Origin of the sequence: Streptomyces flavovariabilis, from assembly GCF_000725785.1 — a bacterium.
GTDB classification, from domain to species: Bacteria; Actinomycetota; Actinomycetes; order Streptomycetales; family Streptomycetaceae; genus Streptomyces; species Streptomyces hawaiiensis.
In genome coordinates this window covers 311,622-338,373 of sequence record NZ_JNXD01000005.1, presented here as the reverse complement: position 1 = coordinate 338,373, position 26,752 = coordinate 311,622, and the positions used below count along the sequence as shown (strand labels likewise).

Here is a 26,752-nt window from a genome sequence, read left to right as displayed (position 1 = left end):
AGGGAGTCGCCCCCTGGGGCGGCACCCACCGGTGCTGCCGCAGGTCCTGCGGACAGGGGAGGCCCCACGCCGGGGCGAGGAGGGCGGGCCATGGTGCAGAAGGCCAAGATCCTCCTGGTCGATGACCGGCCGGAGAATCTGCTGGCGCTGGAGGCGATCCTCTCTGCGCTCGATCAGACGCTGGTGCGGGCATCGTCCGGGGAGGAAGCGCTCAAAGCGCTGCTCACGGACGACTTCGCGGTCATCCTGCTGGACGTCCAGATGCCTGGCATGGACGGCTTCGAGACGGCCGCGCACATCAAGCGCCGCGAGCGGACCCGGGACATCCCGATCATCTTCCTCACGGCGATCAACCACGGGCCGCACCACACCTTCCGGGGCTACGCGGCGGGCGCGGTGGACTACATCTCCAAGCCGTTCGACCCGTGGGTGCTGCGCGCGAAGGTCTCCGTTTTCGTCGAGCTGTACATGAAGAACTGCCAGCTGCGGGAGCAGGCGTCGCTGCTGCGGCTCCAGTTGGAGGGCAACGGCAAGGACGCGGGCGGCGAGACCAAGGAGTCGGCCGGCCTGCTCGCGGAGCTCTCCGCGCGGCTCGCGGCCGTCGAGGAGCAGGCCGAAGCGCTGACCAAGCAGCTCAACGACGAGTCGACGGACGCGGCCGCGGTGGCCACGGCGGCTCATCTGGAGCGCAAGCTCACGGGGTTGCGGCGGGCGCTGGACGCGCTGGAGCCGGGCACCGGGAGCGCCTCCTCGGTGTCCTCACAGAACTGACGCGTGCGCAGGCCGGATTGGTCCGCCCGTGACCGCGCGTCAGTTTGGTGCCTCTCCCGGAGCGACACGAACGGGTGAAGCCGTAGACACACGTGTCCCTTGTCGTCTCCCCCGGTAACCTCACACCCATGGCCTCACGTCCCTCCGCAGCCAAGAAGCCGCCGCCCGCGAAGAAGGCGGCCTCGAAGGCTCCGGCGAAGAAGGCCGCCGCCAAGAAGGCTCCCGCGAAAAAGGTGCCCGCCAGGAAGGCCGCGGCCAAGAAGGTCGCGCCCAGACCGGCCCCCAGCCCCACCGGCGGCATCTACCGGCTCGTGCGCGCCGTGTGGCTCGGTGTGGCGCACGCCGTCGGCGCCGTGTTCCGCGGCCTAGGGCAGGGTGCCAAGAACCTCGACCCGGCCCACCGCAAGGACGGCGTCGCCCTGCTGCTGCTCGGCATCGCGCTGATCGTCGCCGCGGGTACCTGGGCCGATCTCAAGGGCCCCGTGGGCGATCTCGTCGAGATTTTGGTGACCGGCGCCTTCGGCCGGCTCGACCTGCTCGTGCCGATACTCCTCGCCGTCATCGCCGTGCGGTTCATCCGCCACCCGGAGAAGCCCGAGGCCAACGGACGCATCGTCATCGGCCTGTCCGCGCTCGTCATCGGCGTCCTCGGCCAGGTCCACATCGCGTGCGGCTCGCCCGCGCGCGGCGACGGCATGCAGGCCATAAGGGACGCCGGCGGTCTCATCGGCTGGGCCATGGCGACCCCGCTGTCGTACGCCATGGGTGACGTGCTCGCCGTGCCGCTGCTGGTGCTGCTGACCGTGTTCGGGCTGCTGGTCGTCACCGCCACCCCGGTCAACGCCATTCCGCAGCGGCTGCGGCTGCTCGGGGTGCGTCTCGGGATCGTCCGCGACCCGGCCGAGGACGAGTTCGGATTCGACGAGGACGACGAGCGCTACGAGGAACAGTGGCGCGAGGCGCTGCCCGCGCGCCCGCGCGGCCGGCGTGCGCCGGCGCCCGCGGCGTACGACCCGGACGGTGCCGAGCAGGAGGCCCTCACGCGGCGCCGGGGCCGTCCCCGCCGCTCGGCGGTGCCGCAGCCCGACATGGACCGGCCCAGGGACGCCGTGGACGTCGCCGCGGCGGCCGCCGCCGCGCTCGACGGTGCCGTGCTGCACGGTATGCCGCCCTCGCCGATCGTCGCCGACCTCACCCAGGGCGTGCGGGTGGGGGACCAGGAGGCGACCACGCCGACGCCCGTCCCGGCCGCACGCCCCCAGCAGGAGAAGCTCAAGCAGGACAAGCCCGAACAGGAAGAGCCCGAGCCGCAGAAGCCGAAGGCGGGCGTCCGCGACCTCACCAAGTCCCCGCCCGCCAAGCCTCGCGACCTGCCCCCGCGCGCCGAGCAGCTCCAGCTCTCCGGCGACATCACGTACTCCCTGCCGTCCCTCGACCTGCTGGAGCGTGGCGGCCCGGGCAAGGCCCGCAGCGCCGCCAACGACCTCATCGTCGAGTCACTGACCACTGTCTTCACCGAGTTCAAGGTGGACGCCAGTGTCACCGGCTTCACCCGCGGGCCGACGGTCACGCGCTACGAGGTCGAGCTCGGCCCCGCCGTGAAGGTCGAGCGGATCACCGCGCTGACCAAGAACATCGCCTACGCCGTCGCCTCCCCGGACGTGCGGATCATCAGCCCGATCCCCGGCAAGTCCGCGGTCGGCATCGAGATCCCCAACACCGACCGGGAGATGGTCAACCTCGGAGACGTCCTGAGGCTGGCGGAGTCCGCCGAGGACGACGACCCGATGCTGGTGGCGTTCGGCAAGGACGTCGAAGGCGGCTACGTCATGCACTCGCTGGCGAAGATGCCGCACATGCTGGTCGCGGGGGCCACCGGCTCCGGCAAGTCGTCCTGCATCAACTGCCTGATCACCTCGATCATGATGCGGGCGACCCCCGAGGACGTGCGGATGATTCTCGTCGACCCCAAGCGGGTCGAGCTGACCGCCTACGAGGGCATCCCGCACCTGATCACCCCGATCATCACCAATCCCAAGCGGGCCGCCGAGGCGCTCCAGTGGGTAGTGCGCGAGATGGACCTGCGCTACGACGACCTGGCGGCCTACGGCTACCGGCACATCGACGACTTCAACCGGGCCGTGCGCGAGGGCAAGGCCAAGCCGCCCGAGGGCAGCGAGCGCGAGCTCCAGCCGTATCCGTACCTGCTGGTCATCGTCGACGAGCTCGCCGACCTGATGATGGTGGCGCCGCGGGACGTCGAGGACGCGATCGTGCGCATCACGCAGCTCGCGCGCGCGGCCGGCATCCACCTGGTGCTCGCCACGCAGCGGCCGTCGGTGGACGTCGTCACCGGTCTGATCAAGGCGAACGTGCCGTCGCGGCTGGCGTTCGCCACGTCCTCGCTGGCCGACTCACGGGTCATCCTCGACCAGCCCGGCGCCGAGAAGCTCATCGGCAAGGGCGACGGGCTGTTCCTGCCGATGGGGGCCAACAAGCCCACCCGTATGCAGGGCGCCTTCGTCACCGAGGAGGAGATCGCGGGCGTCGTCCAGCACTGCAAGGACCAGATGACGCCGGTCTTCCGGGACGACGTCGTCGTGGGCACCAAGCAGAAGAAGGAGATCGACGAGGACATCGGCGACGACCTCGACCTGCTGTGCCAGGCGGCCGAACTGGTCGTCTCCACGCAGTTCGGGTCGACGTCCATGCTCCAGCGCAAGCTGCGCGTCGGCTTCGCCAAGGCCGGCCGGCTGATGGACCTGATGGAGTCCCGGAACATCGTCGGACCGAGCGAGGGTTCGAAGGCACGTGACGTTCTTGTGAAGCCTGATGAGCTGGATGGCGTGCTCGCCCTGATCCGGGGGGAGTCTGAAGGGTAGGGAAACGGGACACGGTGATCGCCACGCGGGGCGTTACGGCAATCGGGTGGCCGGATCGTGACACACCCGTAAGGGATCATCGAGCAACCGTTTCCCTTCGGCGTACGTCAAGTTGAGGGAAACGACAAGCAGTGAGCCCACCATCGGAATGTCGGGCCATTCCGATGGCGTACAAAGTGACACCGCCCGGTTGCCCCACCCTTTTGGTACCCCCCTAGACTGAACTTCCAGCACAGGCGGCTACACGCTCGAAAGGCGCCCCCGTGTCCATCGGCAACTCCCCTGAAGACGAGCGTCCGTTCGAAAACGAGCACGTCGAAGCAGACCGCGAGGAAGCCCGCCCCTCCATCGGCCATGTCCTGCAGCAGGCTCGTATCGCCGCCGGGCTGACCGTCGACGACGTCAGTAGCGCCACCCGGGTCCGCATGAACATCGTGCACGCGATCGAGGCGGACGACTTCTCCCCCTGCGGTGGGGACGTCTACGCCCGTGGGCACATCAGGACCCTGGCCAAGGCCGTCAACCTCGATCCCGCGCCGCTGCTCGCCCAGTACGGAGACGAGCACGGCGGACGTCCGGCACCGACCCCGGCAGCCCCTCTCTTCGAGGCGGAACGTATCCGTCCGGAGCGGCGGGGGCCCAACTGGACCGCGGCGATGGTCGCCGCGATCGTCGCCGTGATCGGCTTCGTCGGGTTCACCATGTTCCAGGGCGGGGACGACGGCGGCAACGAGGCGAACGTGGCCGAGGGCTCCACGCCCGGCGACTCCGCCTCCCCGACCACCAAGACCAAGAAGCCCGCCGACCCCAAGCCCGAGGCGTCCGACAGCGCCATCGCGGCCGCGCCGCAGGACAAGGTGACGGTCCAGGTGGCCGCCGCCGACGGGCGCAGCTGGATCGCCGCCAAGGACCACAACGGGCGGATGATCTTCGACGGTGTCCTCAAGCAGGGTGACTCCAAGACCTTCCAGGACAGCTCGAAGGTCCACCTCGTCCTCGGAGACGCCGGCGCGATCGACCTCTTCGTCAACGGCAAGAAGATCGAGGAGAACTTCCAGCCGGGCTCCGTCGAGCGCCTGACCTACACCAAGGGCGACCCCGAAGCCGGGTGATCAGACCGAAAGGTCCAGTTGATACGGGGTTGGCCGGGAAACGGCCAACCCCGTCGACGTGGGGTGTCAGCGGGACGAAGTAGTCTTGAGCCCATGCCTGAACGCCGTACCGTCGCACTCGTCACCCTTGGCTGCGCCCGTAACGAGGTGGACTCGGAGGAGCTCGCAGGCCGTTTGGAGGCGGACGGCTGGCAGCTCGTGGAGGAAGCCGAGAACGCGGACGTCGCTGTCGTGAACACCTGCGGCTTCGTCGAAGCCGCCAAGAAGGACTCCGTCGACGCCCTCCTCGAAGCCAACGACCTCAAGGGGCACGGCAGAACCCAGGCCGTCGTGGCCGTGGGCTGCATGGCCGAGCGGTACGGCAAGGAACTCGCCGAAGCCCTCCCCGAGGCCGACGGCGTGCTCGGCTTCGACGACTACTCGGACATCTCGGACCGCCTGCAGACCATTCTCAACGGCGGCATCCACGCCTCGCACACCCCGCGCGACCGGCGCAAGCTGCTGCCGATCAGCCCCGCGGAGCGCCAGGAGTCGGCCACCGGGGTCGCACTGCCCGGGCACGCCCCGGCCGACCTTCCGGAGGGACTGGCTCCGGCCTCCGGCCCCCGCGCGCCCCTGCGCCGCCGTCTGGACGGCTCCCCGGTCGCCTCCGTAAAGCTCGCCTCCGGCTGCGACCGGCGCTGCTCCTTCTGCGCCATCCCCTCCTTCCGCGGCTCCTTCATCTCCCGCCGCCCCAGCGACGTGCTGAACGAGACGCGGTGGCTGGCCGAGCAGGGCGTGAAGGAGATCATGCTGGTCTCCGAGAACAACACCTCCTACGGCAAGGACCTGGGCGACATCCGTCTGCTGGAGTCGCTGCTGCCCGAGCTCGCCGAGGTCGACGGCATCGAGCGCGTCCGCGTCAGCTACCTGCAGCCCGCCGAGATGCGGCCCGGCCTCATCGACGTGCTGACCTCGACCCCGAAGGTCGCGCCCTACTTCGACCTGTCCTTCCAGCACTCCGCGCCCGGCGTGCTGCGCGCGATGCGCCGCTTCGGCGACACCGACCGGTTCCTGGAGCTGCTCGACACCATCCGCAGCAAGGCACCCGAGGCCGGAGTGCGCTCCAACTTCATCGTCGGCTTCCCCGGCGAGAGCGAGGCCGACCTCGCCGAGCTGGAGCGGTTCCTGAACGGCGCGCGGCTGGACGCCATCGGCGTCTTCGGCTACTCCGACGAGGAGGGCACCGAGGCGGCGACCTACGACGACAAGCTCGACGAGGACGTCGTCGCCGAGCGGCTGGCCCACATCTCGCGACTGGCCGAGGAACTCGTCTCGCAGCGGGCGGAGGACCGCGTCGGCCAGACCGTGCGGGTCCTCGTCGAGTCCGTCGACGAGGACGGTGTGTACGGCCGTGCCGAGCACCAGGCGCCCGAGACGGACGGCCAGGTGCTGCTCACGAGCGGCGCGGGTCTGAGGACCGGCCGTATGGTCGAGGCGAAGGTGGTCGGTACGGAGGGTGTCGACCTGGTGGCCGAGCCGCTGCAGGGCTCGCTCACGTCGCCTGCGTGGAGTGAGGAGGCGGGCAGATGACCGGTGTCCCGGCATCCGCGGCGGGAGGCTCCTCCGGCGCGAGAAGGGCAGCGGCCGGAGCGGGCACTCCGGCGTCCGCGGCCCCAGTGGCCCCAGTGGCCCCGGGGGAGGTGGCCGGGCGGGTGGCCGCGCGGTCTTCCGATGGCGGGGCGCCCGGTGCGGAACCCGGTGCTTCGTCCGGGGTGGATCACGGCCGGGCTGCCGGGGCGGCACCCGGTGCGGGTGGGACTGTCCACGGCGAGGGCGTCGACGATGACGCCCAGGGCGACGGGAAGACCCCGCGCGGCGGGAAGATCGCTGCCGCGGCCGTCAACCAGGCCAGTGTCTGGAACATCGCCAACCTCCTGACCATGCTCCGGCTGGTCCTCGTACCGGCCTTCGTCGCGCTGATGCTCGCCGACGGCGGCTACGACCCGGTGTGGCGGTCCCTCGCCTGGGCCGCCTTCGCCGTCGCCATGATCACGGACCTGTTCGACGGTCACCTGGCGCGCACGTACAACCTGGTCACGGACTTCGGGAAGATCGCCGACCCCATCGCCGACAAGGCGATCATGGGGGCGGCGCTGGTCTGTCTGTCCTCGCTCGGCGATCTGCCCTGGTGGGTGACCGGCATCATCCTCGGCAGGGAACTCGGGATCACCCTGCTGCGTTTCCTGGTCATCCGGTACGGCGTCATCCCCGCCAGCCGCGGAGGCAAGCTGAAGACCCTCACCCAGGGCGTGGCCGTCGGCATGTATGTGCTGGTGCTGACGGGGTGGCTGGCCACCCTGAGGTGGTGGGTGATGGCCGCGGCGGTCGTGCTGACCGTGGTGACCGGGCTCGACTATGTGAAACAGGCCATTGTGCTGCGCAGGCAGGGAATCGCCGAGCGCAAGGCCGCGTTGGAGGAGAAGGAAGCGTGAGTTCCAGGGCCACCGACGTGGTGCGACTACTCACGGTGAAGGGCAGGACGCTCGCTGTCGCGGAGTCGCTGACCGGTGGTCTCGTTGCGGCGGAGATCACATCCGTCCCCGGGGCGTCCAAGGTCTTCCGGGGCTCCGTGACCGCCTACGCCACCGACCTGAAGCATGACCTGCTCGGTGTCGACGCCACCCTGCTGGCGGCGCGCGGAGCGGTGGATCCGCAGGTCGCGACCCAGATGGCGGCCGGCGTTCGCAAGGCGCTCGGCGCCGACTGGGGCATCGCGACCACCGGTGTCGCGGGTCCCGAGCCGCAGGACGGGCAGGCTGTCGGCACGGTTTTCGTCGCCGTGGACGGACCCGCCGGAGCCGGTTCCGGTTCTGCCGGCGGCGGAAAAGTGGAGGCTCTGCGGTTGAACGGCGGACGCGAGGAAATTCGTAGAGAGAGTGTACGGAGCGTACTCGCGCTGCTCCTGAAGGAGCTTGCGGGCGAACAGACCGGGAATGAGCGGGCACAGGATACGGAACGGAACGGGGGGTTTTGATGTTTGCAGCCCTGAGTGAACACGACATCGCTCCCCGCACGGCCGCGGCGCAAGGCGGTACGGTGGGGCGTAATGGATGCGGCTACGCGGTCCGAGGAGGGAGCCACCGATGATTCTGCTCCGTCGCCTGCTGGGTGACGTGCTGCGTCGGCAGCGCCAGCGCCAGGGCCGTACTCTGCGCGAAGTCTCCTCGTCCGCCCGAGTCTCACTCGGCTATCTCTCCGAGGTGGAGCGGGGGCAGAAGGAGGCTTCCTCCGAGCTGCTCTCCGCCATCTGCGACGCGCTGGACGTACGGATGTCCGAGCTCATGCGGGAAGTGAGCGACGAGCTCGCCCTCGCCGAGCTGGCCCAGTCTGCTGCGGCCACCCCCAGCGAGCCTGTACCCACGCCGGTTCGCTCGATGCTGGGTTCCGTATCGGTGGCCGGTGTGCCACCGGAACGGGTGACCATCAAGGCGCCTGCCGAAGCGGTGGACGTCGTCGCCGCGTGAGGTTCTTCGCTCACACGGCATGATCGAGGCCCCGGCCGGGCCTTTCCGGAAGATCCGGAGGGGTGCCGCCCGGGGTTTTCGCTTGCTGGGGGCAGGCTGACGCCATCATGTCGCCTCATGCCCCCCGTGTCTGATTTATGTGCGTTTGCCGGTGTGGCGTGCGGCGGTCATCGTTGAGGGGATGGCGGGGGGCAGTCCTCGGAGGTGCGGATGTACGTCGTGAAGAGCTCGTTGTCGGACGCGAACCTGAAGACCGTGTCCGAGGCGCTGCAAGGTGCCCTTGTCGATCTGGTGGACCTCGCCCTCGTGGCGAAGCAGATCCACTGGAACGTGGTGGGGCCGCGCTTCCGTTCCGTGCATCTTCAGCTCGACGAGGTCGTCGACACCGCGCGGAAGTACTCCGACACCGTGGCCGAGCGCGCCGCGGCCCTCGGGATCTCTCCTGACGGGCGTGCCGCGACGGTGGCCGTCGGCAGCGGGATCGGGGTGACCCCCGAAGGGTGGGTCGACGACGCGGCCGCCGTGGGCACGCTCGTCGAAGCGCTGGGCGCGGTGATCGCGCGGATGCGGCAACGCATCGAGACGACCGGTGAGCCGGATCCGGTGAGCCAGGACATCTTCATCGGGATCACGGCCGACCTGGAGAAGCATCACTGGATGTTCCAGGCCGAGAACGGGTGACGTGACGGGAGAGGGCGCGGGAGCGAGTGACGGGCCGGGCGCGGGTTTCGCGATCGCTCGGCGCGCGGGTCTGCGTGGCGTGGGCCGGGTGCGCGGGCGCGGCCTGAGCGGTGTGCGCGATGCGCCCGTGTGCCTGTGGTGCGCCCTGTCCGCCGGCCCGGGTGGCCGAATAGCGTCGGGCTGGAGGTGGCGGCCATGGCGGGGATAGCGCGCCGGGGGAGTCGGCGCTGGGGGATCCGCGGGGCCGCCCTCGGGCTGGGGGTGCTGTGGTGGTGGGCCGTGCTGCGGCTGGCGGCCGTGCCTGAGGCGGGGGTGCTGGAGGCGGCGGTCGCGGCCGGGGGATGGGGGCTGAGCGTGCTGCCCGTGCACTGCGTGCCCAAGCGGCGGGCGCGCGGGGTTGTGGGGGCCGGGCGGTGGCGGAGGGTTCTGAGGGCCTGGGGCGGGGGTGGGGGTGCGGCGCGGGTGAAGTCGGGGGGAGTGTAGGGGGCTGTTCTGGCTCTAGGGGTTGCTGCGTGAGGGGTGGTGGCCCGGGGCGTGCCGTGATCGGGGCGGTGGTTCGCGGCTTGGGCGGGAGCGGTGGCCCGGGGGGCGTGGTGATCGGTGGTGGGCCTGCGGGGGTCGACGGGCGGGGGCTTGTCCGGGCGGGTGCGAGTACTGGTCGGTGTCCTGGGCCGGTGAGGCTGGGCCCTGATGGGCAGGGGTGGGTCACCACGGCATCGCCACACCCCCGTTCGGACGGAGGATCTGACCTGTTGTGAAGGCTGAGGCGTCGGATGCCAGGTGGAGGATCGCGTGGGCGATGTCCTCGGGCTCGCCCACGCGGCCCAGGGGTGACATCCGGGCCATGACGGACTCCGTGTGCGCCTGCGACCCGCTGTCCTCGCGGTCGGTCATCGGCGTACGGATCCAGCCCGGGGCGACCGCGTTGACGCGGATGCCGTGCCGGCCGACCTCCGTCGCGAGTGTCTTCGTCAGCTGGACCACCGCCGCCTTGGCCGCGCCGTAACAGAGCAGTCCGGGGCCGCCCGTGTCCACGGCGCCCGAGGCCATGGTGACGATGCTGCCCCGGGTGCCGCCGGCGATCATCAGGCGGGCCGCCTCCTGGCAGGCGTACAGCACTCCCTTGAAGTTGACGTTCAGTACCCGGTCGAGGTCCTCGTCCCGGGTCTCCAGCACAGGACTGCGGTGCATGATCCCGGCGACCGCGGCCAGGGCGTCCAGGCGTTCACAGGAGGTGAGGGCCCGCCTCAGCAGGGCGCGGTCGGTGACGTCGAGGGCGTGGGTGTGGGCTGTGCCGCCGCCGCCCTTGATCAGGGCCGCCGTCTCGTGCAGGCCCTCGGCGTCCTGGTCCGCGCAGTGCACGGTCGCGCCCGCCTCGGCGAGCAGAAGTGCCGAGGCGCGGCCGATGCCGCTCGCGGCGCCGGTGACGAACGCGGTGCGGCCGGTGAGGTCGTACGCCGTGACGGGCATACAGGGACCGTACGAGCGTTTCTGACGGGTCGTCAATTGGTCTGGCTGCGGCGGGTCGGGGCGGGGGCAGGGCCGGGCTGGCAGGTGGGGCACCAGTAGGTGGGGCGTTCGCGGGAGCCGTCTCCCTGGTCGGCGACGCGGATCGAGGTGCGGCAGCGCAGGCAGGGCCGAGGAGCGCGGCCGTAGACGAAGAGGTCCTGGCCGCGCCGGCCCGTGGTGCTGCGGATGGGGCGGTCGCGGTTGGCCTCGAGCAGCTTCTTGGCGAGCGCGGGCAGCTTCGCGGCGCGGTCGGCGGGCAGGTCCCCGGCCGGGAGCCAGGGGGTGACGCCCAGGAGGAAGCAGAGCTCGCTCTTGTAGACATTGCCGATGCCGGCGAGGTTGCGCTGGTCGAGCAGGGCCTCGCCCAGTTCGCGGGCGGGGTCCTGGAGGACATTGGCGAGGGCCCGGTCGGGGTCCCAGTCGGGGCCGAGGAGGTCGGGGCCGACATGGCCGACCGCGCGCTGCTCGTCGGTGGTGCGCAGGAGTTCCAGGACGGGGAGGCGGTAGCCGACGGCCGTGCGGTCGGTGGTGCCGAGGATCGCGCGGATCTGGTGGCCGGGGCCACCGCTCCAGCGCTGGCCGTTTCCGTACACCTTCCAGGAGCCGTCCATCCGCAGATGGGAGTGGAGGGTCAGGCCGCCCTCGATGCGGGTGAGGAGGTGCTTGCCGCGTGCGGTGACGTCCAGGACAGCGCGGCCCGTGAGGTCGGCCGTGGCGAAGCGGGGCACCCTGAGGTCGCTGCGGGTCAGCACCTCGCCCGCGAGGGCGTCGTGCAACCGCCTCGCGGCCTGCCAGACCGTGTCGCCTTCGGGCATGGGTCAAGGGTGGCACGGCGGACGCCTGCTCGGACGGAGCGGCTGTGGGCGGGTGGCCGGCTCAGGCGCGCAGACGGAGTCCTCGGGGCGTCGCGATGAAGCCCGCTCCTTCCAGGAGGGTGCCGATGGGGGACGTCAGGGCCTGGGCGCCGTTGACGCGCTCCACCGTGACCGTGCCGAGCGAGCCCGCGCGGGCCGCCGCGGCGAGGGCCTCCGCGGCGCTGCGCAGGCGTGGGTCGTCGGAGGGGGCGCCCTCCTGGTCGGAGGCCCAAGCCAGCAGGGTCTTGCCGCCGCGCTCCATGTAGAGCGTCAGCTCACCGTCGACGAGCACCACCAAGGAGCCCGCTTTGCGGCCCGGCTTGTGTCCGGCGCCCGCCGGGGGCTCGGGCCAGGCCAGGGCGGCGCCGTACGCGTTCGCCGGGTCGGCGGCGGCGAGGACGACGGCCCGGGAAACGCCGTCAGAGCGGGTACGGCGGTCTGAAGGCCCTCGGTCGTACGCCGCGCGCCCGCCGTTCTGCCAGGGCGGGGCGGCCTGCGGGGCGTAGTCCCGGGGCGAGCCCCACTCGCCCGGGGACGGCCGGGGGGCGTCGTAGGAGGTGCCCAGGTCGGGGAAGCCGTAGGGGCCGGGGGCGTCGGTGTGGTCGTGGGAGGGGGCGGAGTCGTCCGGTCCGGCGAACTCGTGAGCGGGGAACGGGTCGGGTTCGAAGCCGGGAGGCGGGCCGGGCAGGTCCGCGCCGCGGTCGCGGGCGCTGGACACCGCGCGCAGACGGTCCACCGCACCGTCCATCGCGAACTGTGCGGCGCCGAGGCCCTCCACGACGTAACCCCGGCGGGCCTGGCCGCTCTCCTCGAAGACGGACAGGACCCGGTAGGTCGCCGAGAAGCCGCCCTCGACGCCCTCCGCCGCGACCGCGCCCCTGGTGACCACGCCGTGCCGGTCGAGGAGGGTGCGGGCGAGGGCGTGGGCACGCACGGTGGGGTCGGCTTCGTGGGCCGGGAGCAGGGACCAGCGGCCCGCGACCGTCGGCGGGCCGGAGCGGGACGCGGTGCGGGCCGCGGCCGTCAGGGAGCCGTAGCGGCCGCGCGGGACCGCGCGCTTGGCCCGGTGGGCCGTGGAGCCTGCGGTGCGGCCCGAGCCGAGCAGGGAGCGCATGGGGGTGAGCGTGTCGTTCGTCAGGCGGCCGGACCAGGCCAGGTCCCACAGGGCGTCGGCCAGGTGCGGGTCGGTGGCCTCGGGGTGGGTGGTGGCGCGGACCTGGTCGGCGATCTGGCGGAAGAACAGGCCGTAGCCGCCGGAGAGGGTGTCCAGGACGGACTGGTGCAGGGCGGTCAGCTCCAAGGGGTGCGGGGGCGGCAGGAGCAGGGGGGCCGCGTCCGCCAGGTAGAGGGAGACCCAGCCGTCCTTGCCGGGGAGGGAACCCGCCCCGGCCCAGATCACCTCACCGGCGGCGGTGAGCTCGTCCAGCATCGCCGGGGTGTAGTTCGCGACCCGGGAGGGCAGGACCAGTTTCTCCAGGGCGGACGCCGGTACGGACGCGCCCTGGACCTGCTCGATGGCGCGGACCAGCCCGTCGACGCCGCGCAGGGAGTGCCCCTTGCCGATGTGCTGCCACTGGGGGAGGAACTGGGCGAGCGCGGCCGGTGGCACCGGCTCCAGTTCGTGCCGCAGGGCGGCCAGGGAACGGCGGCGCAGCCGGCGCAGCACGGCAGCGTCGCACCACTCCTGGCCGATCCCGGCCGGGTGGAACTCGCCCTGGACGACCCGGCCCGCCGCCGTGAGCCGCTGGAGGGCGCCTTCGGTGACGGCGACGCCCAGGCCGAAGCGGGCCGCTGCCGTGGCAGAGGTGAACGGTCCGTGGGTGCGGGCGTGGCGCGCCAGGAGGTCGCCCAGCGGATCCTTGACGGGCTCCGTGAAGGCCTCCGGGACGCCGACCGGCAGGGCTGTGCCCAGCGCGTCGCGCAGGCGGCCCGCGTCCTCGATCGCCGCCCAGTGGTCCCTGCCCGCGATCCGGACCCGGATGGCGCGGCGGGTACCGGCGAGCTCCTGTGCCCACTGCGGTTCGGCGCCCCGCTCGGCCAGCTCCGCCTCCGTGAGCGGGCCCAGGAGGCGCAGGAGGTCCGCGACGCCCTCGGCGTCCTTGACACGGCGGTCCTCGGTGAGCCATTGGAGCTCCCGCTCCAGCTCGGTCAGCACCTCAGCGTCGAGCAGCTCGCGCAGCTCCGCCTGGCCCAGCAGCTCGGCCAGCAGCCGGGAGTCCAGCGACAGGGCGGCGGCGCGGCGCTCGGCGAGCGGGGAGTCACCCTCGTACAGGAACTGGGCGACGTAGCCGAAGAGGAGGGAGCGCGCGAAGGGGGACGGCTCGGGAGTGGTGACCTCGACCAGGCGGACCTTGCGGGCCTCCAGGTCGCCCATCAGCTCGACGAGCCCGGGGACGTCGAAGACGTCCTGGAGGCACTCGCGGACCGCCTCCAGGACGATCGGGAACGAGCCGAACTCGCTGGCCACCTGCAGCAGCTGGGAAGCGCGCTGGCGCTGCTGCCACAGCGGGGTGCGCTGGCCCGGGTTGCGGCGCGGCAGCAGCAGCGCGCGGGCGGCGCACTCACGGAAACGGGAGGCGAACAGGGCGGAACTGCCGACCTGATCGGTGACCACCTGGTCGACCTCGCCCTTGTCGAAGACGACGTCCGCCGCACCCACGGGGGCCTGCTCGGCGTCGTACTCCCGGCCCGTCTTCACCGGCTCCTGGTCCAGCAGGTCCAGGCTCATCAGGTCGGCGTCCGGCAGCCGCAGCACGATGCCGTCGTCGGCGTGCATGACCTGCGCGTCCATGCCGTACCGCTCGGACAGCTTCGCGCCGAGCGCGAGCGCCCACGGGGCGTGCACCTGGGCGCCGAAGGGGGAGTGCACGACCACGCGCCAGTCGCCGAGCTCGTCGCGGAAGCGCTCCACGACGATCGTCCGGTCGTCCGGGATGTGGCCGCAGGCCTCGCGCTGCTCGTCCAGGTACGACAGCACGTTCTCAGCGGCCCACGCGTCGAGGCCGGCGGCGAGGAGGCGGAGACGGGCGTCGTCCTTGGGCAGCGACCCGACCTCGCGCAGGAAGGCGCCCACCGCCCGGCCCAGTTCCAGCGGGCGCCCCAGCTGGTCGCCCTTCCAGAAGGGCAGCCGGCCCGGCACACCCGGGGCCGGGGAGACCAGGACGCGGTCGCGGGTGATGTCCTCGATGCGCCAGGAACTGGTGCCGAGCGTGAACACGTCGCCGACGCGGGACTCGTAGACCATCTCCTCGTCGAGCTCGCCGACCCGGCCGCCGCCCTTCTTGGGGTCGGCGCCCGCGAGGAAGACGCCGAAGAGGCCACGGTCGGGGATCGTGCCGCCGGAGGTGACGGCGAGGCGCTGTGCGCCGGGGCGGCCGGTGATCTCGCCGGTGACGCGGTCCCACACCACGCGCGGGCGCAGCTCCGCGAACGCGTCGGACGGGTAGCGGCCGGCCAGCATGTCGAGGACCGCCGTGAAGGCCGACTCGGGCAGTGAGGCGAACGGGGCGGCCCGGCGGACGGCGGCGAGAAGGTCGTCGAACTGCCACGTGTCCAGGGCCGTCATGGCGACCACCTGCTGTGCCAGGACGTCCAGGGGATTGGCGGGGACCTTCAGAGACTCGATGGAGCCGGTGCGCATGCGCTCGGTGACCACCGCCGCCTGGACCAGGTCGCCCCGGTACTTCGGGAAGACCACACCGGTGGAGACCGCGCCCACCTGGTGCCCCGCCCGGCCGACGCGCTGCAGGCCGGAGGCGACGGAGGGCGGCGACTCCACCTGCACGACCAGGTCCACCGCGCCCATGTCGATACCCAGTTCGAGACTGGACGTCGCCACCACCGCGGGCAGGCGCCCCGCCTTGAGGTCCTCCTCGACCAGGGCGCGCTGCTCCTTGGAGACCGAGCCGTGGTGGGCGCGGGCGATGACCTGGGGGGCGCCCTGGGCTGCCCCCGAGCCGCCCATGAGCTCGGCGGGGGAGTGGTGCTCGTCGAGCGTCTCGCCCGTGGCCCGCTCGTACGCGATCTCGTTCAGCCGGTTGCAGAGGCGCTCCGCGAGGCGGCGGGAGTTCGCGAAGACGATCGTCGAGCGGTGGGACTGGACGAGGTCGGCGATCCGCTCTTCCACATGCGGCCAGATGGACGGGCGCTCGGCGCCCTCCTGGCCGTCCGCCACCGGGGAGCCGCCCAGCTCGCCCAGATCCTCGACCGGGACCACCACGGACAGGTCGAACTCCTTGCCCGACTCCGGCTGGACGATCTCCACCTTGCGGCGCGGCGAGAGGTAACGGGCCACCTCGTCCACCGGGCGGACCGTCGCGGACAGACCGATGCGGCGGGCGGGCTTCGGGAGGAGGTCGTCCAGCCGCTCCAGGGAGAGCGCCAGATGGGCGCCGCGCTTGGTGCCGGCGACCGCGTGCACCTCGTCGAGGATCACCGTCTCCACGCCGGCCAGCGCGTCGCGTGTGGCCGACGTCAGCATCAGGAACAGGGATTCCGGGGTCGTGATCAGAATGTCCGGCGGGCGGGTCGACAGGGCGCGGCGCTCGGCGGCGGGGGTGTCGCCCGAGCGGATGCCCACCTTGACCTCGGGCTCGGGCATGCCGAGGCGCACGGACTCCTGGCGGATGCCGGTCAGCGGGCTGCGCAGGTTGCGCTCGACGTCCACCGCCAGGGCCTTCAGGGGCGAGACGTACAGCACGCGGCAGCGCTTCTTGGGGTCGGCGGGGGGAGGCGACGAGGCCAGCTGGTCCAGAGCGGCCAGGAAGGCCGCGAGGGTCTTGCCGGAGCCGGTGGGGGCGACGACCAGCACGTCCGAGCCCTCGTGGATGGCCTGCCACGCACCGGCCTGGGCCGAGGTGGGCGCGGAGAAGGCACCCGTGAACCAGGCGCGGGTCGCGGGGGAGAAGCCGTCCAGGGCTCGGTGCGCATTGCTGGGCATGCGTCCATCGTGCACCTCGGCACTGACAACGGGGCCACGCCGCCTCGTGGCCTGCCGCTCGCCGCGGGTGCCGGCCGGGGCGCATCGCGTCGCCCGCGCCGCGGACAATGGTCGTATGAACGAGCGCGCACGGCACTGGCAGTACGACGAGCTGCCCGGGGTCGACCTGCTGCGAGCCAGGTATGTGCACAAGACGTTCGTGCGGCACACGCACGAGAACTTCGTGATCGCCGCCATCGCCGACGGGGTGGAGGTCTTCCACCACGGCGGGGGCGACCAGTACGCGGGAGCCGGGGCTCTCGCACTGGTGAATCCCGACACGCCGCACACCGGGCGGGCCGGGGTGCCCGAAGGGTGGCGGTACGGGGCCGTGTACCCCCCGGTCGACGTGGTTCAGGAGATCGCGGCCGAGACGACTTCACTGCGCGGGACGCCGGGGTTCGTCAGCCCGGTGGTGGACGATCCCTACGCCGTGGGTCTGGTGCACCAGGTGCTGCGGGCCGCCGACGAGGGCAACGCGCTGGCCGCTGACACGCTGCTGCGGGTCGCCGTGACCAGACTGCTGCGGTTGAACGGCGGGCCCCTGCCACGGCGCCAGGTACGGACGGCGGGAGCCCGGATCGCGGCACGCGCGCGTGGTGTGCTGGAAGAGCGGATGGCACGTCCGCCGACCCTGGAGCACCTGGCGGCCGACCTCGGGACCAGCCCGTTCGCCCTGCTGCGGGCCTTCCGGGACGCCTACGGGATGCCGCCGCACGCATGGCTCACGGACGCGCGGGTTAGGCGGGCGCGGCGGTTGCTGGACGCGGGGACGGCGCCCTCCGAGGTCGCCCTGGCCGTCGGGTTCACCGACCAGCCGCATCTCAACCGGCACTTCAGCCGGATGGTCGGCGTGCCACCGGGGGCCTACCAGCGGGAGCGCAAGAACGTACAAGATCTGCGCTAGCCGCTGGTCGTAGCGTGCGGGTCGTGGCAGATCAAACAACTCTCGAAGATGCGGACATCGGTGGGAAGGCGAACCGGGCCGTCGTACGCGACGCCCTGGGTGTCGGGGTGGCCGTCGGGCTGTCCGGGTTCGCCTTCGGAGTGACATCGGCAGGCAGCGGACTTACGCTGCTCCAGACGTGCGCACTCAGTCTCCTGGTGTTCACCGGTGCGTCCCAGTTCGCCCTGGTGGGGGCCCTCGCGGCCGGGGGCAGCCCGGTCACCGCCGCCGCCGGGGCCTTCTTGCTGGGCGTGCGGAACGCCTTCTACGGCTTGCGTCTGTCGCAGCTGCTGGCCCTCCCGCGCGCGGTGCGGCCGTTCGCCGCCCAGTGGGTGATCGACGAGACGGCCGCCGTCGCGCTCGCCCAGCCCACACGGCGCGCCGCACGGCTCGGTTTCGTCGTGACCGGGCTGAGCCTGTACCTCCTGTGGAACCTCACCACGCTGCTCGGTGCCCTGGGCGCAGAAGCGATCGGAGACACCGAGGCGTGGGGCCTGGACGCCGCCGGCCCCGCGGTGTTCCTGGCGCTGCTCGCGCCGATGCTGAAGACCGGCACCGAACGGGCCGCCGCCGCGCTCGCCGTGCTGCTCGGGCTCGGACTGCTGCCCGTCCTGCCCGCCGGGGTGCCGGTGCTGCTGGCCGCGCTGGCGGCGCCGGCCGTGCTGTGGGCGGACGGCCGGCGCAGGGGACAGGGGGACGCGCGGTGAACGTGTGGATCGCGATCGGTGTGACCGTCCTCGGGTGCTACGCCGTCAAGCTGGCCGGGCTCCTGGTGCCCGAAGGGGTTCTGGAGCGGCCTGTCGTCAAACGCCTCGCCGCGCTGCTGCCCGTCGCGCTGCTCGCCGCCCTCACCGCCCAGCAGACCTTCGCCGACGGGCAGACGCCGGTGCTGGACGCGCGAGCCGCCGGACTCGCCGCCGCGGCCCTCGCGCTGGTGCTGCGCGCCCCGTTCCTGCTCGTCGTCGCCGCGGCCGTGGGGGTGACCGCGGGGGTACGGGCCATGGGGGCGGGATGATCAGTCGATGGCACGGCCGTACGCGCTGAGCACGCGCAGGGCCTCGATCGTCACGAGCGGGCGCGCCTCCAGGGCGGGGGCCGGGGCCCAGCGGCGCCACCGGACGGGCCAGCCGCCGTCCTCCTGCTGCTGGGCCGCGAGATGGTCCAGGGACCGGGCCATCTCCTCGTCCGTGAACCACGCGCGCGCGAGCGAGCGCGGTGTCCGCGCGTAGTCGTACGGGAAGTGGTGCTCCCCAGGGGCATAACCGGGGGACACCGGATACGCGTCCAGGTCGCCGGGGTCCAACACCGCGAGACGGTGTTCGCGGACCAGGCGGCCGAGACGGTCGGCGGCCGCCTCCGCGCGCCGGCGGTCGGGGGCGGCATCCAGGAAGGCCACGGCGGCCTCGATCTCGTACGGGTGCGACGTCTCCAGGCACTCGACCGCCTGCCAGCAGAAGTCCGTGGCCCGGAACAGCCAGGCGTGCCACACCTCGTTGCGGTGCAGCAGCCCCACCACCGGCCCGGTGGCCAGGAGATCGCTGGGCGGATCGTCCACCACCGTCACGAAGGGGGCCGTCGGGTAGCCGCGCTGGCTGGGGTGGATCGCCGGGAGGGCGCCGTCCGCCGTGGAGACCGACGTCAGGTAGCGGCAGATGCGTTCCACGCGCTGGCCGGCGCAGCGTCCGACCGCGTCCAGGACCCGCAGGGCGTGCGCGGTGTGCAGCGGCTGGCTGACCGGGCCGCGCAGGTCGGGCTCCAGCGCGTGGCCGTACCCGCCGTCCTCGTTGCGGTAGGCGTCCAGGGCGGTCTCCACCGGGTCGGCGGCGGCGCCCCGGAAGTGATGGGCGAAGCGGTGCTGCTCGAGCACGCGCGCGGTGAGCCGGACGAAACGCTCCGCGCGCGTGACGGGGCTGTGCGGCGGGGGCGTCGGGGGGACTTCGGTAGCTCCTGATGCGGCCATGGGTCAGACCGTAGGGCGCGAGACGGCGCCGGCAGGCGGTCACGGCTCAGGCCCACCCCCAGGGGCGGGATACTGAAGTCATGCGGTTGACGGTCTTCTGGCAGCGAATGGCGGAGCACTTCGGTCCTGGCTACGCCGAAACCTTCGCACGCGACCACGTGATGTCCGAGCTCGGCGGGCGCACGGTGCACGAGGCGCTCGCGGCCGGCTGGGGCGCCAAAGAGGTCTGGCAGGTCGTCTGCTCGGTGATGGACGTGCCCCGGGAGAGGCACTGACCGTCGCCGACGAGCCCCGGACACCGCCGGCGGGCAGGGTTCGCCGGCCTCGGAGACCACTCGCCGCATCGGCCGGCCGGTCCCGGACGTCGCCGGCCGGTCACGAAGATCGCAGGCGGGTACACGGCTGTCGGTGGTGTGGGCGAGACTTGGACCGTGGCACCCACTGACGAGACCGGGCAGGCAGCTCAGCAGTCATCGGCTTCCGGTACGACGCCGCCCGCCCGGGCCCCGGTCGGCGGGGCCGGGGCGAACGGCCGCATGCCGCGCTGGCTGCCCCGCGCCATGGTGCTCGCGCTCACCCTCGTCGCCGTGTTCCAGCTGGGCAGCTGGGCCTTCCACCAGCTCACCAACCTGCTGATCAACATCCTCATCGCGTTCTTCCTGGCGCTCGCCATAGAGCCCGCGGTCAGCTGGATGGCCTCGCGCGGCATGCGCAGAGGGCTCGCCACGTTCGTCGTCTTCATCGGCGTGGTGATCGTGTCGGCCGGCTTCGTCACCCTGCTCGGTTCCGTCCTCGCGGACCAGATCATCAAGCTGATCGAGGGCTTCCCCGATTACCTCGACTCCGTCATCAACTGGATCAACACGCACTTCAGGACCGACCTGAAGCGCGTCGACATCCAGGAGGGCGTGCTCCGCTCCGACTGGCTGCGCAACTACGTCCAGAACAGCGCCACCGGCGTCCTGGACGTGTCCGCCCAGGTCATCGGGGGCCTCTTCCAGCTGCTCACGATCGCCCTGTTCTCGTTCTACTTCGCCGCCGACGGCCCGCGACTGCGCCGCGCGATCTGCTCGGTCCTGCCGCCCGCCCGCCAGGCCGAGGTGCTGCGCGCGTGGGAGATCGCCGTCAACAAGACCGGCGGCTACATCTACTCCCGCGGCCTGATGGCGCTGATCTCCGGCGTGGCGCACTTCGTCCTGCTGCAGGTCCTGGACGTGCCCTACGCGCCCGTGCTCGCCGTGTGGGTGGGCCTGGTGTCGCAGTTCATCCCCACCATCGGCACCTATCTCGCGGGCGCCCTGCCCATGCTGATCGCGTTCACGGTGGACCCCTGGTACGCGCTGTGGGTGCTGGTCTTCGTCGTCATCTACCAGCAGTTCGAGAACTACGTGCTGCAACCCGAGCTGACCTCCAAGACCGTCGACATCCACCCCGCCGTCGCCTTCGGCTCGGTCATCGCCGGCACCGCCCTCCTCGGCGCCGTCGGCGCGCTGATCGCCATCCCCGCGATCGCCACGCTCCAGGCCTTCCTGGGGGCCTATGTGAAGCGCTACGACGTCACGGACGACCCCCGGGTGCACGGCCACCGCCGGCGCGGAGAAGAGCCGGGCCTGCTCACGCGCGCGAGAGGGGTGTGGACGCGGCGGCCGGGGGCGGAGCGGCCCGGACACGGGGGCTCCGGGGAGAGCTCCTCCTGAGCGGCCCGAGCCGCCCGGCTCCTACGGCATCGCGGCCTTCAGGAGGCTCGCCCGCTCGTCGGGCGGGATGAGCCCGTCCGGCAGCGTCCGGTCGTCCAGCAGACCGCGCACCAGTTCGGCATGCTCGGAGAACACGGCTCGGCACCGTGCGCGTTCCGGGTGGTCGCGATCGCTGCCCAAGAACCGGATCGCCTGCTCACTGCCTCCGTCGACGGAATGCGAGAGCTCCGCGACGACGAGCAGGACCTCGACCAGCTCGGTCCGCACCGGCACCGCCGGATCGGCGGCGAGGCGGAGCAGGAACGGCAGAGCCGCCGGCACGGCCGGGCCCAACGTGAAGACACCGTCCATCAGGACGTTGCAGAGCACCCGCTCAGCCTCGGAAGCCGCGTCCGGATCGAGCAGACTGCCCAGGAGGGCCGGGACCCCGGCGGAGCACCCGGGGAAGTCTGCCCAGGTGACGTCGTCGCAGCCGCGGAGCGCGGGGTGGCCCCGGCCGGACCGCAGTGCCTGGGGGAATTCCTGAAGGAACCGTGCGACGGCGGCTTCCTTGCCCGCCGCGGTGATCCGGCACACCGGCCTCTCCCCCTTGAGTTAGCGCCTTGCCGTGCAGGGCGCACGGTACTCCGGCACGCGCACACCTCGGCACGGAGCATGGTGCGGGTGCCCGCGTGGTGCGCTTGACACGAAAATCGAACATCCATTCTTATGGAAGCACCGGCGAGGCTCAACGAAGGGCATTTCGACGTACTTTGGGTAGAGAAGTGCCCGAGTTATCCACAGGCCGGACGTGCGTCGGGGCGCATTGTCAGTGGCAGGCGTTAGCGTCTTTGACGTGAAGCGATCGACTCAAGCAAATCGGGTGGAACCCATGGCAGGAACCGACCGCGAGAAGGCCCTGGATGCCGCTCTCGCACAGATTGAACGGCAGTTCGGCAAGGGCGCGGTCATGCGCATGGGTGACCGGGTCAACGAGCCCATCGAGGTCATTCCGACCGGGTCCACCGCCCTCGACGTGGCCCTCGGCGTGGGCGGCCTGCCGCGCGGCCGCGTCGTCGAGGTCTACGGACCGGAGTCCTCCGGTAAGACCACCCTGACCCTGCACGCGGTGGCGAACGCGCAGAAGGCCGGCGGCCAGGTCGCCTTCGTGGACGCGGAGCACGCACTCGACCCCGAGTACGCGAAGAAGCTCGGCGTCGACATCGACAACCTCATCCTCTCCCAGCCGGACAACGGCGAGCAGGCCCTGGAGATCGTGGACATGCTGGTCCGCTCCGGCGCCCTCGACCTCATCGTCATCGACTCCGTCGCCGCGCTCGTCCCGCGTGCGGAGATCGAGGGCGAGATGGGCGACAGCCACGTCGGTCTGCAGGCCCGACTGATGAGCCAGGCCCTGCGGAAGATCACCAGCGCGCTCAACCAGTCCAAGACCACCGCGATCTTCATCAACCAGCTCCGCGAGAAGATCGGCGTGATGTTCGGCTCCCCGGAGACCACGACCGGTGGCCGGGCGCTGAAGTTCTACGCCTCGGTGCGTATCGACATCCGCCGCATCGAGACCCTGAAGGACGGCACGGACGCGGTCGGCAACCGCACCCGCTGCAAGGTCGTCAAGAACAAGGTCGCGCCGCCCTTCAAGCAGGCCGAGTTCGACATCCTCTACGGCCACGGCATCAGCCGTGAGGGCGGCCTGATCGACATGGGCGTGGAGCACGGCTTCGTCCGCAAGGCCGGCGCCTGGTACACGTACGAGGGCGACCAGCTCGGCCAGGGCAAGGAGAACGCGCGCAACTTCCTGAAGGACAACCCCGACCTGGCCAACGAGATCGAGAAGAAGATCAAGGAGAAGCTGGGCGTCGGTGTGCGTCCCGAGGAGCCGGCCGCCGAGCCGGGCACGGATGCCGCGGTCTCGGCACCGGCCGACGCGGCACCCGCTGTCCCCGCCCCTGCCCCGGCGCCGGCCAAGACCGCCAAGTCCAAGGCCGCCGCAGCCAAGAGCTGACCCGTGACACGGCGAACCGACTGGGCGGAGTACGAGTACGACGCCTCCGGTGCCCCACGGGGGAGGGGCGCCGGAGGCGACGCGGGATCAGCCGTGGCCGGGGGAGCCGGCCCCGAGGACACACCGCACGGGGGCGACCGGCTGTACGGGGGCGGGGACGACACCGGGCCGCGCGAAGGCGGCTCACCCAGAGGCGGCTCGCGTGACGGCGGGCCGCGCGGCAGGCGTGGTCGTCGTCGGCGTGGTTTCGGCGAGGCGGCGGCTGATGCCGAGGACGGAGGTGTCCTCTCCTCGTCGAGGGCCGAGCAGGAGGCACCTCCGGGGGACCCGGTCGAGCAGGCTCGGGCGATCTGCCTGCGCCTGCTCACCGGGACCCCACGGACCCGTAAGCAACTCGCCGATGCCCTGCGCAGGCGGCAGATCCCGGACGATGCCGCCGAGGAGGTGCTGTCGCGGTTCGAAGAGGTGGGCCTCATCAACGACGGGGCCTTCGCAGACGCATGGGTCGAGTCCCGGCACCACGGCAGAGGGCTGGCCCGGCGGGCGCTCGCCCGGGAGCTGCGGACCAAGGGCGTGGAGTCCACAGTGATCGACGAGGCCGTCTCCCAGCTCGACTCCGAGCAGGAGGAGGCGACCGCGCGTGAGCTCGTCGCCCGCAAGCTCCGCTCCACCCGTGGCCTCGACCGCGACAAACGCCTCCGCCGCCTCGCGGGCATGCTCGCTCGCAAGGGCTACCCCGAGGGCATGGCCCTGCGGGTCGTCCGGCAGGCCCTGGAGGAGGAGGGTGAGGACACGGAGTTTCTCGGCGACGACGGGTTCTGAGCGGGCCGTACCGGTGACGCGGGTCTGAAACGGGGTCCGGGGGAGGGCCCCGAGTGGGGGCTCGAGACCGGTTCTCGCTGCCGATGCGAGAACCGCCGGAACCGGCTCAGGCGACTCCACAGATGGTTACACCACCGGCAGCCCGGCTCCCCGCCAAGCCTGGAACCCCCCGACCAGATCCGTGGCCCGGTGCAGTCCCAGCTGGTGCAAGGACTGGACCGCCAGACTCGATGCGTAGCCCTCGTTGCAGATCACGACGATGCGCAGGGCGTGGCTCGTGGCCTCGGGGAGGCGGTGTCTGCCCTGGGGGTCGAGGCGCCATTCCAGTTCGTTGCGCTCGACGACGTGGGCGCCGGGGATGAGACCGTCCCGTTCGCGCAGGGCGGCGTAGCGGATGTCGACCAGGAGCGCGTCGCCGGCCCGGGCGGCCTCGTACGCCTCCCGCGGTTCGATCCGCTCGTAGCCCGCCCTGACCCGCTCCAGCAACTCGTCGATGCCGAGGGGAGGTTGGGGGCCGCGGCCCGTCGGCCCGGGTGCGGTGCTCACTGCCAGTCCTCCGGACGCTCGACCTGCTCGAGGCGCAGGATCGGACCGCTGCGGCTGTAGCGGCGGATCTGTGGCAGCGGCGGGTAGTAGGCGTGGACGGAGATCGCGTGCCGGTCGGGGGACTCGTTGAGCACCTCGTGGACGTGGTGCCGGCCGAAGGCGCGACCCTGACCGGCCCGCAGCCGGCGTTCCCGGTCCACGTCGTCGGTGAGCTCCAGGGTCTTCCAGCCGTCGGTGGGCAGCCGCGCGGCGAGCGAGTTCTCCTTGAGTTCGCCCGACGCGGTCAGAAAGGCGCCGACCGAATCGGCGTGGTCGTGCCAGCCGGTGCCCGTGCCGGGCGGCCAGCCGATCAGCCAGGCCTCGCTGCCGCCGGGCCCGTCGAGCCGCACCCACGTACGGCCCTCAGGGTCGAGCGGCAAGGAGTCGATCAGCTCGCTGTCGGCGGCCGTGCGCCGGACGAAGTCGTAGAGGTCGGCCTGCGTGGGAGCCGAACCGGCGGACGAGACAGAAGGGGTCGCGGAAGGGGATACAGACACGGGTGCCGTCCTGAGGGTCCTGATGAGGTGTTCGCGAAGGAGGCGCGGCAGCAGACGCAGACAGAGCGCGGCGCGCACAGGGAGGAGGAGTGCGAAGTCAGCAGGACGGGCGACACACGCAGCCCGCAAAGCGGAGGAGGTCCATATGGACCCTCCGCCACAGGCGCACACAGGTGTCGGTCACGCAGGGGAGTACACCATGGCCGCCTGGACAGGTCAACTCACTGTCACCATGCGGACGCATCGTGACAGTGAGCACATCACCCCGGGCCCGACGTCAGCGCGAGCCGGCCGAAGCACCGGCCTCTGCCTGCGCTTTCACCGGTCCGCCCACCACGGCCTCCGCCGCCGCGTACAGATCGGCCGGGCGTACTCCGCTCAGCGCCGTGACGAGGTGCCCGTCGGGGCGCACCAGGAGCACCGTGTGCGCGGCCGCTCCCGGATACCTCTCGGCGACGAGCAGCTCGGCGGGGTGCGGCAGTGCCGTGACCGCCGCCGCGAGCTGCGGCATGATGCCCGCGCTGACCCAGTGCTTGCGCTCCCAGACGCCCGTGCCCGGCGCGATCAGCACCACGAGCAGCGCGCCGCGGCCGAGCCGGTCCCGCAGCCGTACGAAGGTGCCGTCCTCCGCGGTGACCCGTACGTCGGTGACCGGTGCTCCGAGCGGTGTGTCGACCGGGGTCTGTCCTTCGAGGTGTCGGGGTGCGAGCGGCGAATCGGCGTACGCCCCCGGGGCGCCGAGCTGGCCGTGCCCCAAGTGACCCTCCGTGAGCAGAGCGTCGTGGCCCCGGGACGAGCCGGGGACGACGGCGCGCAGCCCCCCACCGCCGCGCAGCAGCGGCAGCGCCTGGTCGGCGGCGCGGAGCCGGGCGGCGACAACCGCCCGGCGTTCCGTCTGGTAGCTGTCGAGAAGCGCCTCATGAGGCCCGTGGTGCCAGGCCAGGGCCAGTTTCCAAGCGAGGTTGTCGGCGTCCCGCAGGCCCTCGTCCAGCCCGTGCGTACCCAGCGCGCCGAGCAGGTGGGCCGCGTCCCCGGCGAGGAACACGCGGTCGGCGCGCCAGCGTCGGGCCAGCCGGTGGTGGACGGTGTGGACACCGGTGTCCAGCAGCTCGTACGGCGGTGTCGTGCCGCCCGCCCAGCCGGCCAGCGTCTCCCGGATACGGGTGAGCAGCAGTTCGGGTGTGACCAGGTCCTTGCCGGGCGGCAGGAGCCAATCCAGGCGCCAGACGCCGTCCGGCAGCGGTCGCGCGGTGACTTCGCCGGCCGAGGGGCCGGACATGCGCCAGGGCGGCATGCGGTGCAGCAACGCCTCGTCGTCCCAGGGCAGTTCCGTACGGAGCGCGGCGACGGCGTGACGTTCCACCGCCGTACGGCCGGGGAAGCGGATGTCCTGGATCTTGCGCACGGTCGAGCGGGGACCGTCGCAGCCGACCAGATAACTGCCGCGCCACCATGTGCCCTTGGGGCCGCGGGTGTGGGCCGTGACGCCCGAGGACTCCTGTTCGACACCGTCGAGCCGGCTCTCCACCGCGACTTTGACGAGCCGTTCGTCCGCGAGGGCCGCGCGCAGGGCCCCGGTCAGCACGTGCTGGGCGATGTGCAGCGGAGCGGGCTCGCTGCCATCGAAGACGATCTCGCGCATCACCTGCTTGCGCCGCATCGACCGCCATCCGGCCCAGTGCGCACCGGCGCGGGCGAGGGGCATGCCGGTCAGCCGTTCCACGAGGGCGGCGGTGTCCTCGCGCAGGACGACGGTGCGTGCCGCACGGGGTTCGTCCTTGCCCGGGCCCTCGTCGAGGACGACGCACGGCACCTCCTGACGCGCCAGCGCCAGGGCGAGCGTGAGCCCCACGGGCCCCGCTCCGACGATGATCACCGGGTCCACGGCGCGGCGCCCCCTGCCCGCGGTGGTGTCCTGAGAGACGTGGGTGAACAAAAAGTTGGAGCAGG

The 26,752-nt window shown here is 72.0% G+C and carries 24 protein-coding genes and 1 pseudogene; 16 read left to right on the top strand and 9 right to left on the bottom strand.

The features are described from left to right. The first annotated feature begins 90 nt into the window (after window positions 1–90). The 9 genes from IO24_RS0112215 to IO24_RS40580 all read left to right on the top strand — a co-directional run bounded on the left by IO24_RS0112215 (window position 91) and on the right by IO24_RS40580 (window position 9,435). Complete coding sequence (locus IO24_RS0112215; RefSeq protein WP_031134913.1) at window positions 91–771, top strand: response regulator; 681 nt, start codon at window positions 91–93, stop codon at window positions 769–771. 128 nt (window positions 772–899) lie between these two features. After that, entirely contained in the window at window positions 900–3,653 is a 2,754-nt protein-coding gene (locus IO24_RS0112210; protein WP_031134911.1) for a DNA translocase FtsK, read from the top strand. 263 nt (window positions 3,654–3,916) lie between these two features. Continuing rightward, a complete protein-coding gene (locus tag IO24_RS0112205) occupies window positions 3,917–4,765 on the top strand; it encodes a helix-turn-helix domain-containing protein (RefSeq protein ID WP_031134909.1) in 849 nt (282 codons plus the stop codon). 93 nt (window positions 4,766–4,858) lie between these two features. Then, entirely contained in the window at window positions 4,859–6,337 is a 1,479-nt protein-coding gene (rimO, locus tag IO24_RS0112200) for a 30S ribosomal protein S12 methylthiotransferase RimO (RefSeq protein ID WP_078899215.1), read from the top strand. Further along, window positions 6,334–7,239, top strand: a complete 906-nt coding sequence (gene pgsA / locus IO24_RS0112195; protein ID WP_031134905.1) for a CDP-diacylglycerol--glycerol-3-phosphate 3-phosphatidyltransferase — start codon at window positions 6,334–6,336, stop codon at window positions 7,237–7,239. The genes rimO and pgsA overlap by 4 nt, the downstream gene beginning before the upstream one ends. Then, window positions 7,236–7,781, top strand: a complete 546-nt coding sequence (locus IO24_RS0112190) for a CinA family protein (protein WP_031134903.1) — start codon at window positions 7,236–7,238, stop codon at window positions 7,779–7,781. Before pgsA ends, IO24_RS0112190 begins: the two co-directional genes overlap by 4 nt. A gap of 109 nt (window positions 7,782–7,890) precedes the next feature. Beyond that, window positions 7,891–8,271: a helix-turn-helix domain-containing protein gene (locus IO24_RS0112185; RefSeq protein ID WP_031134902.1), complete on the top strand. Its 381-nt coding sequence runs from the start codon at window positions 7,891–7,893 to the stop codon at window positions 8,269–8,271. A 210-nt stretch (window positions 8,272–8,481) separates the two neighbouring features. Continuing rightward, window positions 8,482–8,952, top strand: coding sequence for a Dps family protein (locus tag IO24_RS0112180; RefSeq protein WP_031134901.1), 471 nt, complete (start codon window positions 8,482–8,484; stop codon window positions 8,950–8,952). 195 nt (window positions 8,953–9,147) lie between these two features. Further along, window positions 9,148–9,435, top strand: coding sequence for a hypothetical protein (locus IO24_RS40580; RefSeq protein WP_031134899.1), 288 nt, complete (start codon window positions 9,148–9,150; stop codon window positions 9,433–9,435). Window positions 9,436–9,657: 222 nt separating this feature from the next. Here the strand turns inward: IO24_RS40580 and IO24_RS0112170 are convergent, their stop codons facing one another. From IO24_RS0112170 to IO24_RS0112160, 3 genes are all read right to left on the bottom strand, one after another. Beyond that, window positions 9,658–10,422, bottom strand: a complete 765-nt coding sequence (locus IO24_RS0112170) for an SDR family NAD(P)-dependent oxidoreductase (RefSeq protein WP_031134897.1) — start codon at window positions 10,420–10,422, stop codon at window positions 9,658–9,660. Between the two features lie 32 nt (window positions 10,423–10,454). Next, the gene (locus tag IO24_RS0112165; protein ID WP_031134895.1) at window positions 10,455–11,276 is read right to left on the bottom strand and encodes an Fpg/Nei family DNA glycosylase; all 822 of its coding nucleotides are present in this window, start codon (window positions 11,274–11,276) and stop codon (window positions 10,455–10,457) included. Window positions 11,277–11,337: 61 nt separating this feature from the next. Continuing rightward, window positions 11,338–16,254 (bottom strand): ATP-dependent helicase, encoded by a 4,917-nt coding sequence (locus IO24_RS0112160; protein ID WP_031134893.1) that lies wholly within the window; start codon window positions 16,252–16,254, stop codon window positions 11,338–11,340. 115 nt (window positions 16,255–16,369) lie between these two features. Here IO24_RS0112160 and IO24_RS0112155 point away from each other — a divergent pair. The 3 genes and pseudogenes from IO24_RS0112155 to IO24_RS0112145 all read left to right on the top strand — a co-directional run. Continuing rightward, window positions 16,370–17,197 (top strand): annotated as a pseudogene (locus IO24_RS0112155) (AraC family transcriptional regulator); the annotation flags it as partial. Between the two features lie 26 nt (window positions 17,198–17,223). Next, a complete protein-coding gene (locus IO24_RS0112150) occupies window positions 17,224–17,946 on the top strand; it encodes an AzlC family ABC transporter permease (RefSeq protein WP_031134889.1) in 723 nt (240 codons plus the stop codon). Then, the gene (locus IO24_RS0112145; protein WP_031134887.1) at window positions 17,943–18,254 is read left to right on the top strand and encodes an AzlD domain-containing protein; all 312 of its coding nucleotides are present in this window, start codon (window positions 17,943–17,945) and stop codon (window positions 18,252–18,254) included. Before IO24_RS0112150 ends, IO24_RS0112145 begins: the two co-directional genes overlap by 4 nt. Here the strand turns inward: IO24_RS0112145 and IO24_RS0112140 are convergent, their stop codons facing one another. Then, on the bottom strand, window positions 18,255–19,199 hold the full coding sequence (locus tag IO24_RS0112140) for a hypothetical protein (protein WP_031134886.1): 945 nt from the start codon (window positions 19,197–19,199) through the stop codon (window positions 18,255–18,257). Window positions 19,200–19,279: 80 nt separating this feature from the next. Between IO24_RS0112140 and IO24_RS0112135 the strand changes: the two genes are divergently transcribed. Beyond that, window positions 19,280–19,474 (top strand): DUF3046 domain-containing protein, encoded by a 195-nt coding sequence (locus IO24_RS0112135; RefSeq protein WP_031134884.1) that lies wholly within the window; start codon window positions 19,280–19,282, stop codon window positions 19,472–19,474. A 156-nt stretch (window positions 19,475–19,630) separates the two neighbouring features. Further along, window positions 19,631–20,896, top strand: coding sequence for an AI-2E family transporter (locus tag IO24_RS0112130; RefSeq protein WP_078899234.1), 1,266 nt, complete (start codon window positions 19,631–19,633; stop codon window positions 20,894–20,896). Window positions 20,897–20,917: 21 nt separating this feature from the next. Here the strand turns inward: IO24_RS0112130 and IO24_RS0112125 are convergent, their stop codons facing one another. Further along, entirely contained in the window at window positions 20,918–21,472 is a 555-nt protein-coding gene (locus IO24_RS0112125) for a hypothetical protein (protein WP_031134880.1), read from the bottom strand. A 295-nt stretch (window positions 21,473–21,767) separates the two neighbouring features. On the opposite strand from IO24_RS0112125, the gene recA reads away from it, so the two are divergent. After that, window positions 21,768–22,898, top strand: a complete 1,131-nt coding sequence (recA, locus tag IO24_RS0112120; protein WP_031134878.1) for a recombinase RecA — start codon at window positions 21,768–21,770, stop codon at window positions 22,896–22,898. Window positions 22,899–22,901: 3 nt separating this feature from the next. Then, on the top strand, window positions 22,902–23,720 hold the full coding sequence (recX, locus tag IO24_RS42855) for a recombination regulator RecX (protein ID WP_031134876.1): 819 nt from the start codon (window positions 22,902–22,904) through the stop codon (window positions 23,718–23,720). Window positions 23,721–23,846: 126 nt separating this feature from the next. Here recX and IO24_RS0112110 read toward each other — a convergent pair whose 3' ends face one another. The 4 genes from IO24_RS0112110 to IO24_RS0112100 form a co-directional block, all read right to left on the bottom strand. Beyond that, window positions 23,847–24,266: a rhodanese-like domain-containing protein gene (locus IO24_RS0112110; RefSeq protein WP_031134874.1), complete on the bottom strand. Its 420-nt coding sequence runs from the start codon at window positions 24,264–24,266 to the stop codon at window positions 23,847–23,849. Further along, window positions 24,263–24,802, bottom strand: coding sequence for a cupin domain-containing protein (locus tag IO24_RS0112105; RefSeq protein WP_031134872.1), 540 nt, complete (start codon window positions 24,800–24,802; stop codon window positions 24,263–24,265). Before IO24_RS0112105 ends, IO24_RS0112110 begins: the two co-directional genes overlap by 4 nt. A 97-nt stretch (window positions 24,803–24,899) precedes the next feature. Then, window positions 24,900–25,046: a putative leader peptide gene (locus IO24_RS47345; protein WP_338055568.1), complete on the bottom strand. Its 147-nt coding sequence runs from the start codon at window positions 25,044–25,046 to the stop codon at window positions 24,900–24,902. A 33-nt stretch (window positions 25,047–25,079) separates the two neighbouring features. Continuing rightward, on the bottom strand, window positions 25,080–26,687 hold the full coding sequence (locus tag IO24_RS0112100; RefSeq protein ID WP_031134871.1) for an FAD-dependent monooxygenase: 1,608 nt from the start codon (window positions 26,685–26,687) through the stop codon (window positions 25,080–25,082). Between the last annotated feature and the right edge of the window lie 65 nt (window positions 26,688–26,752).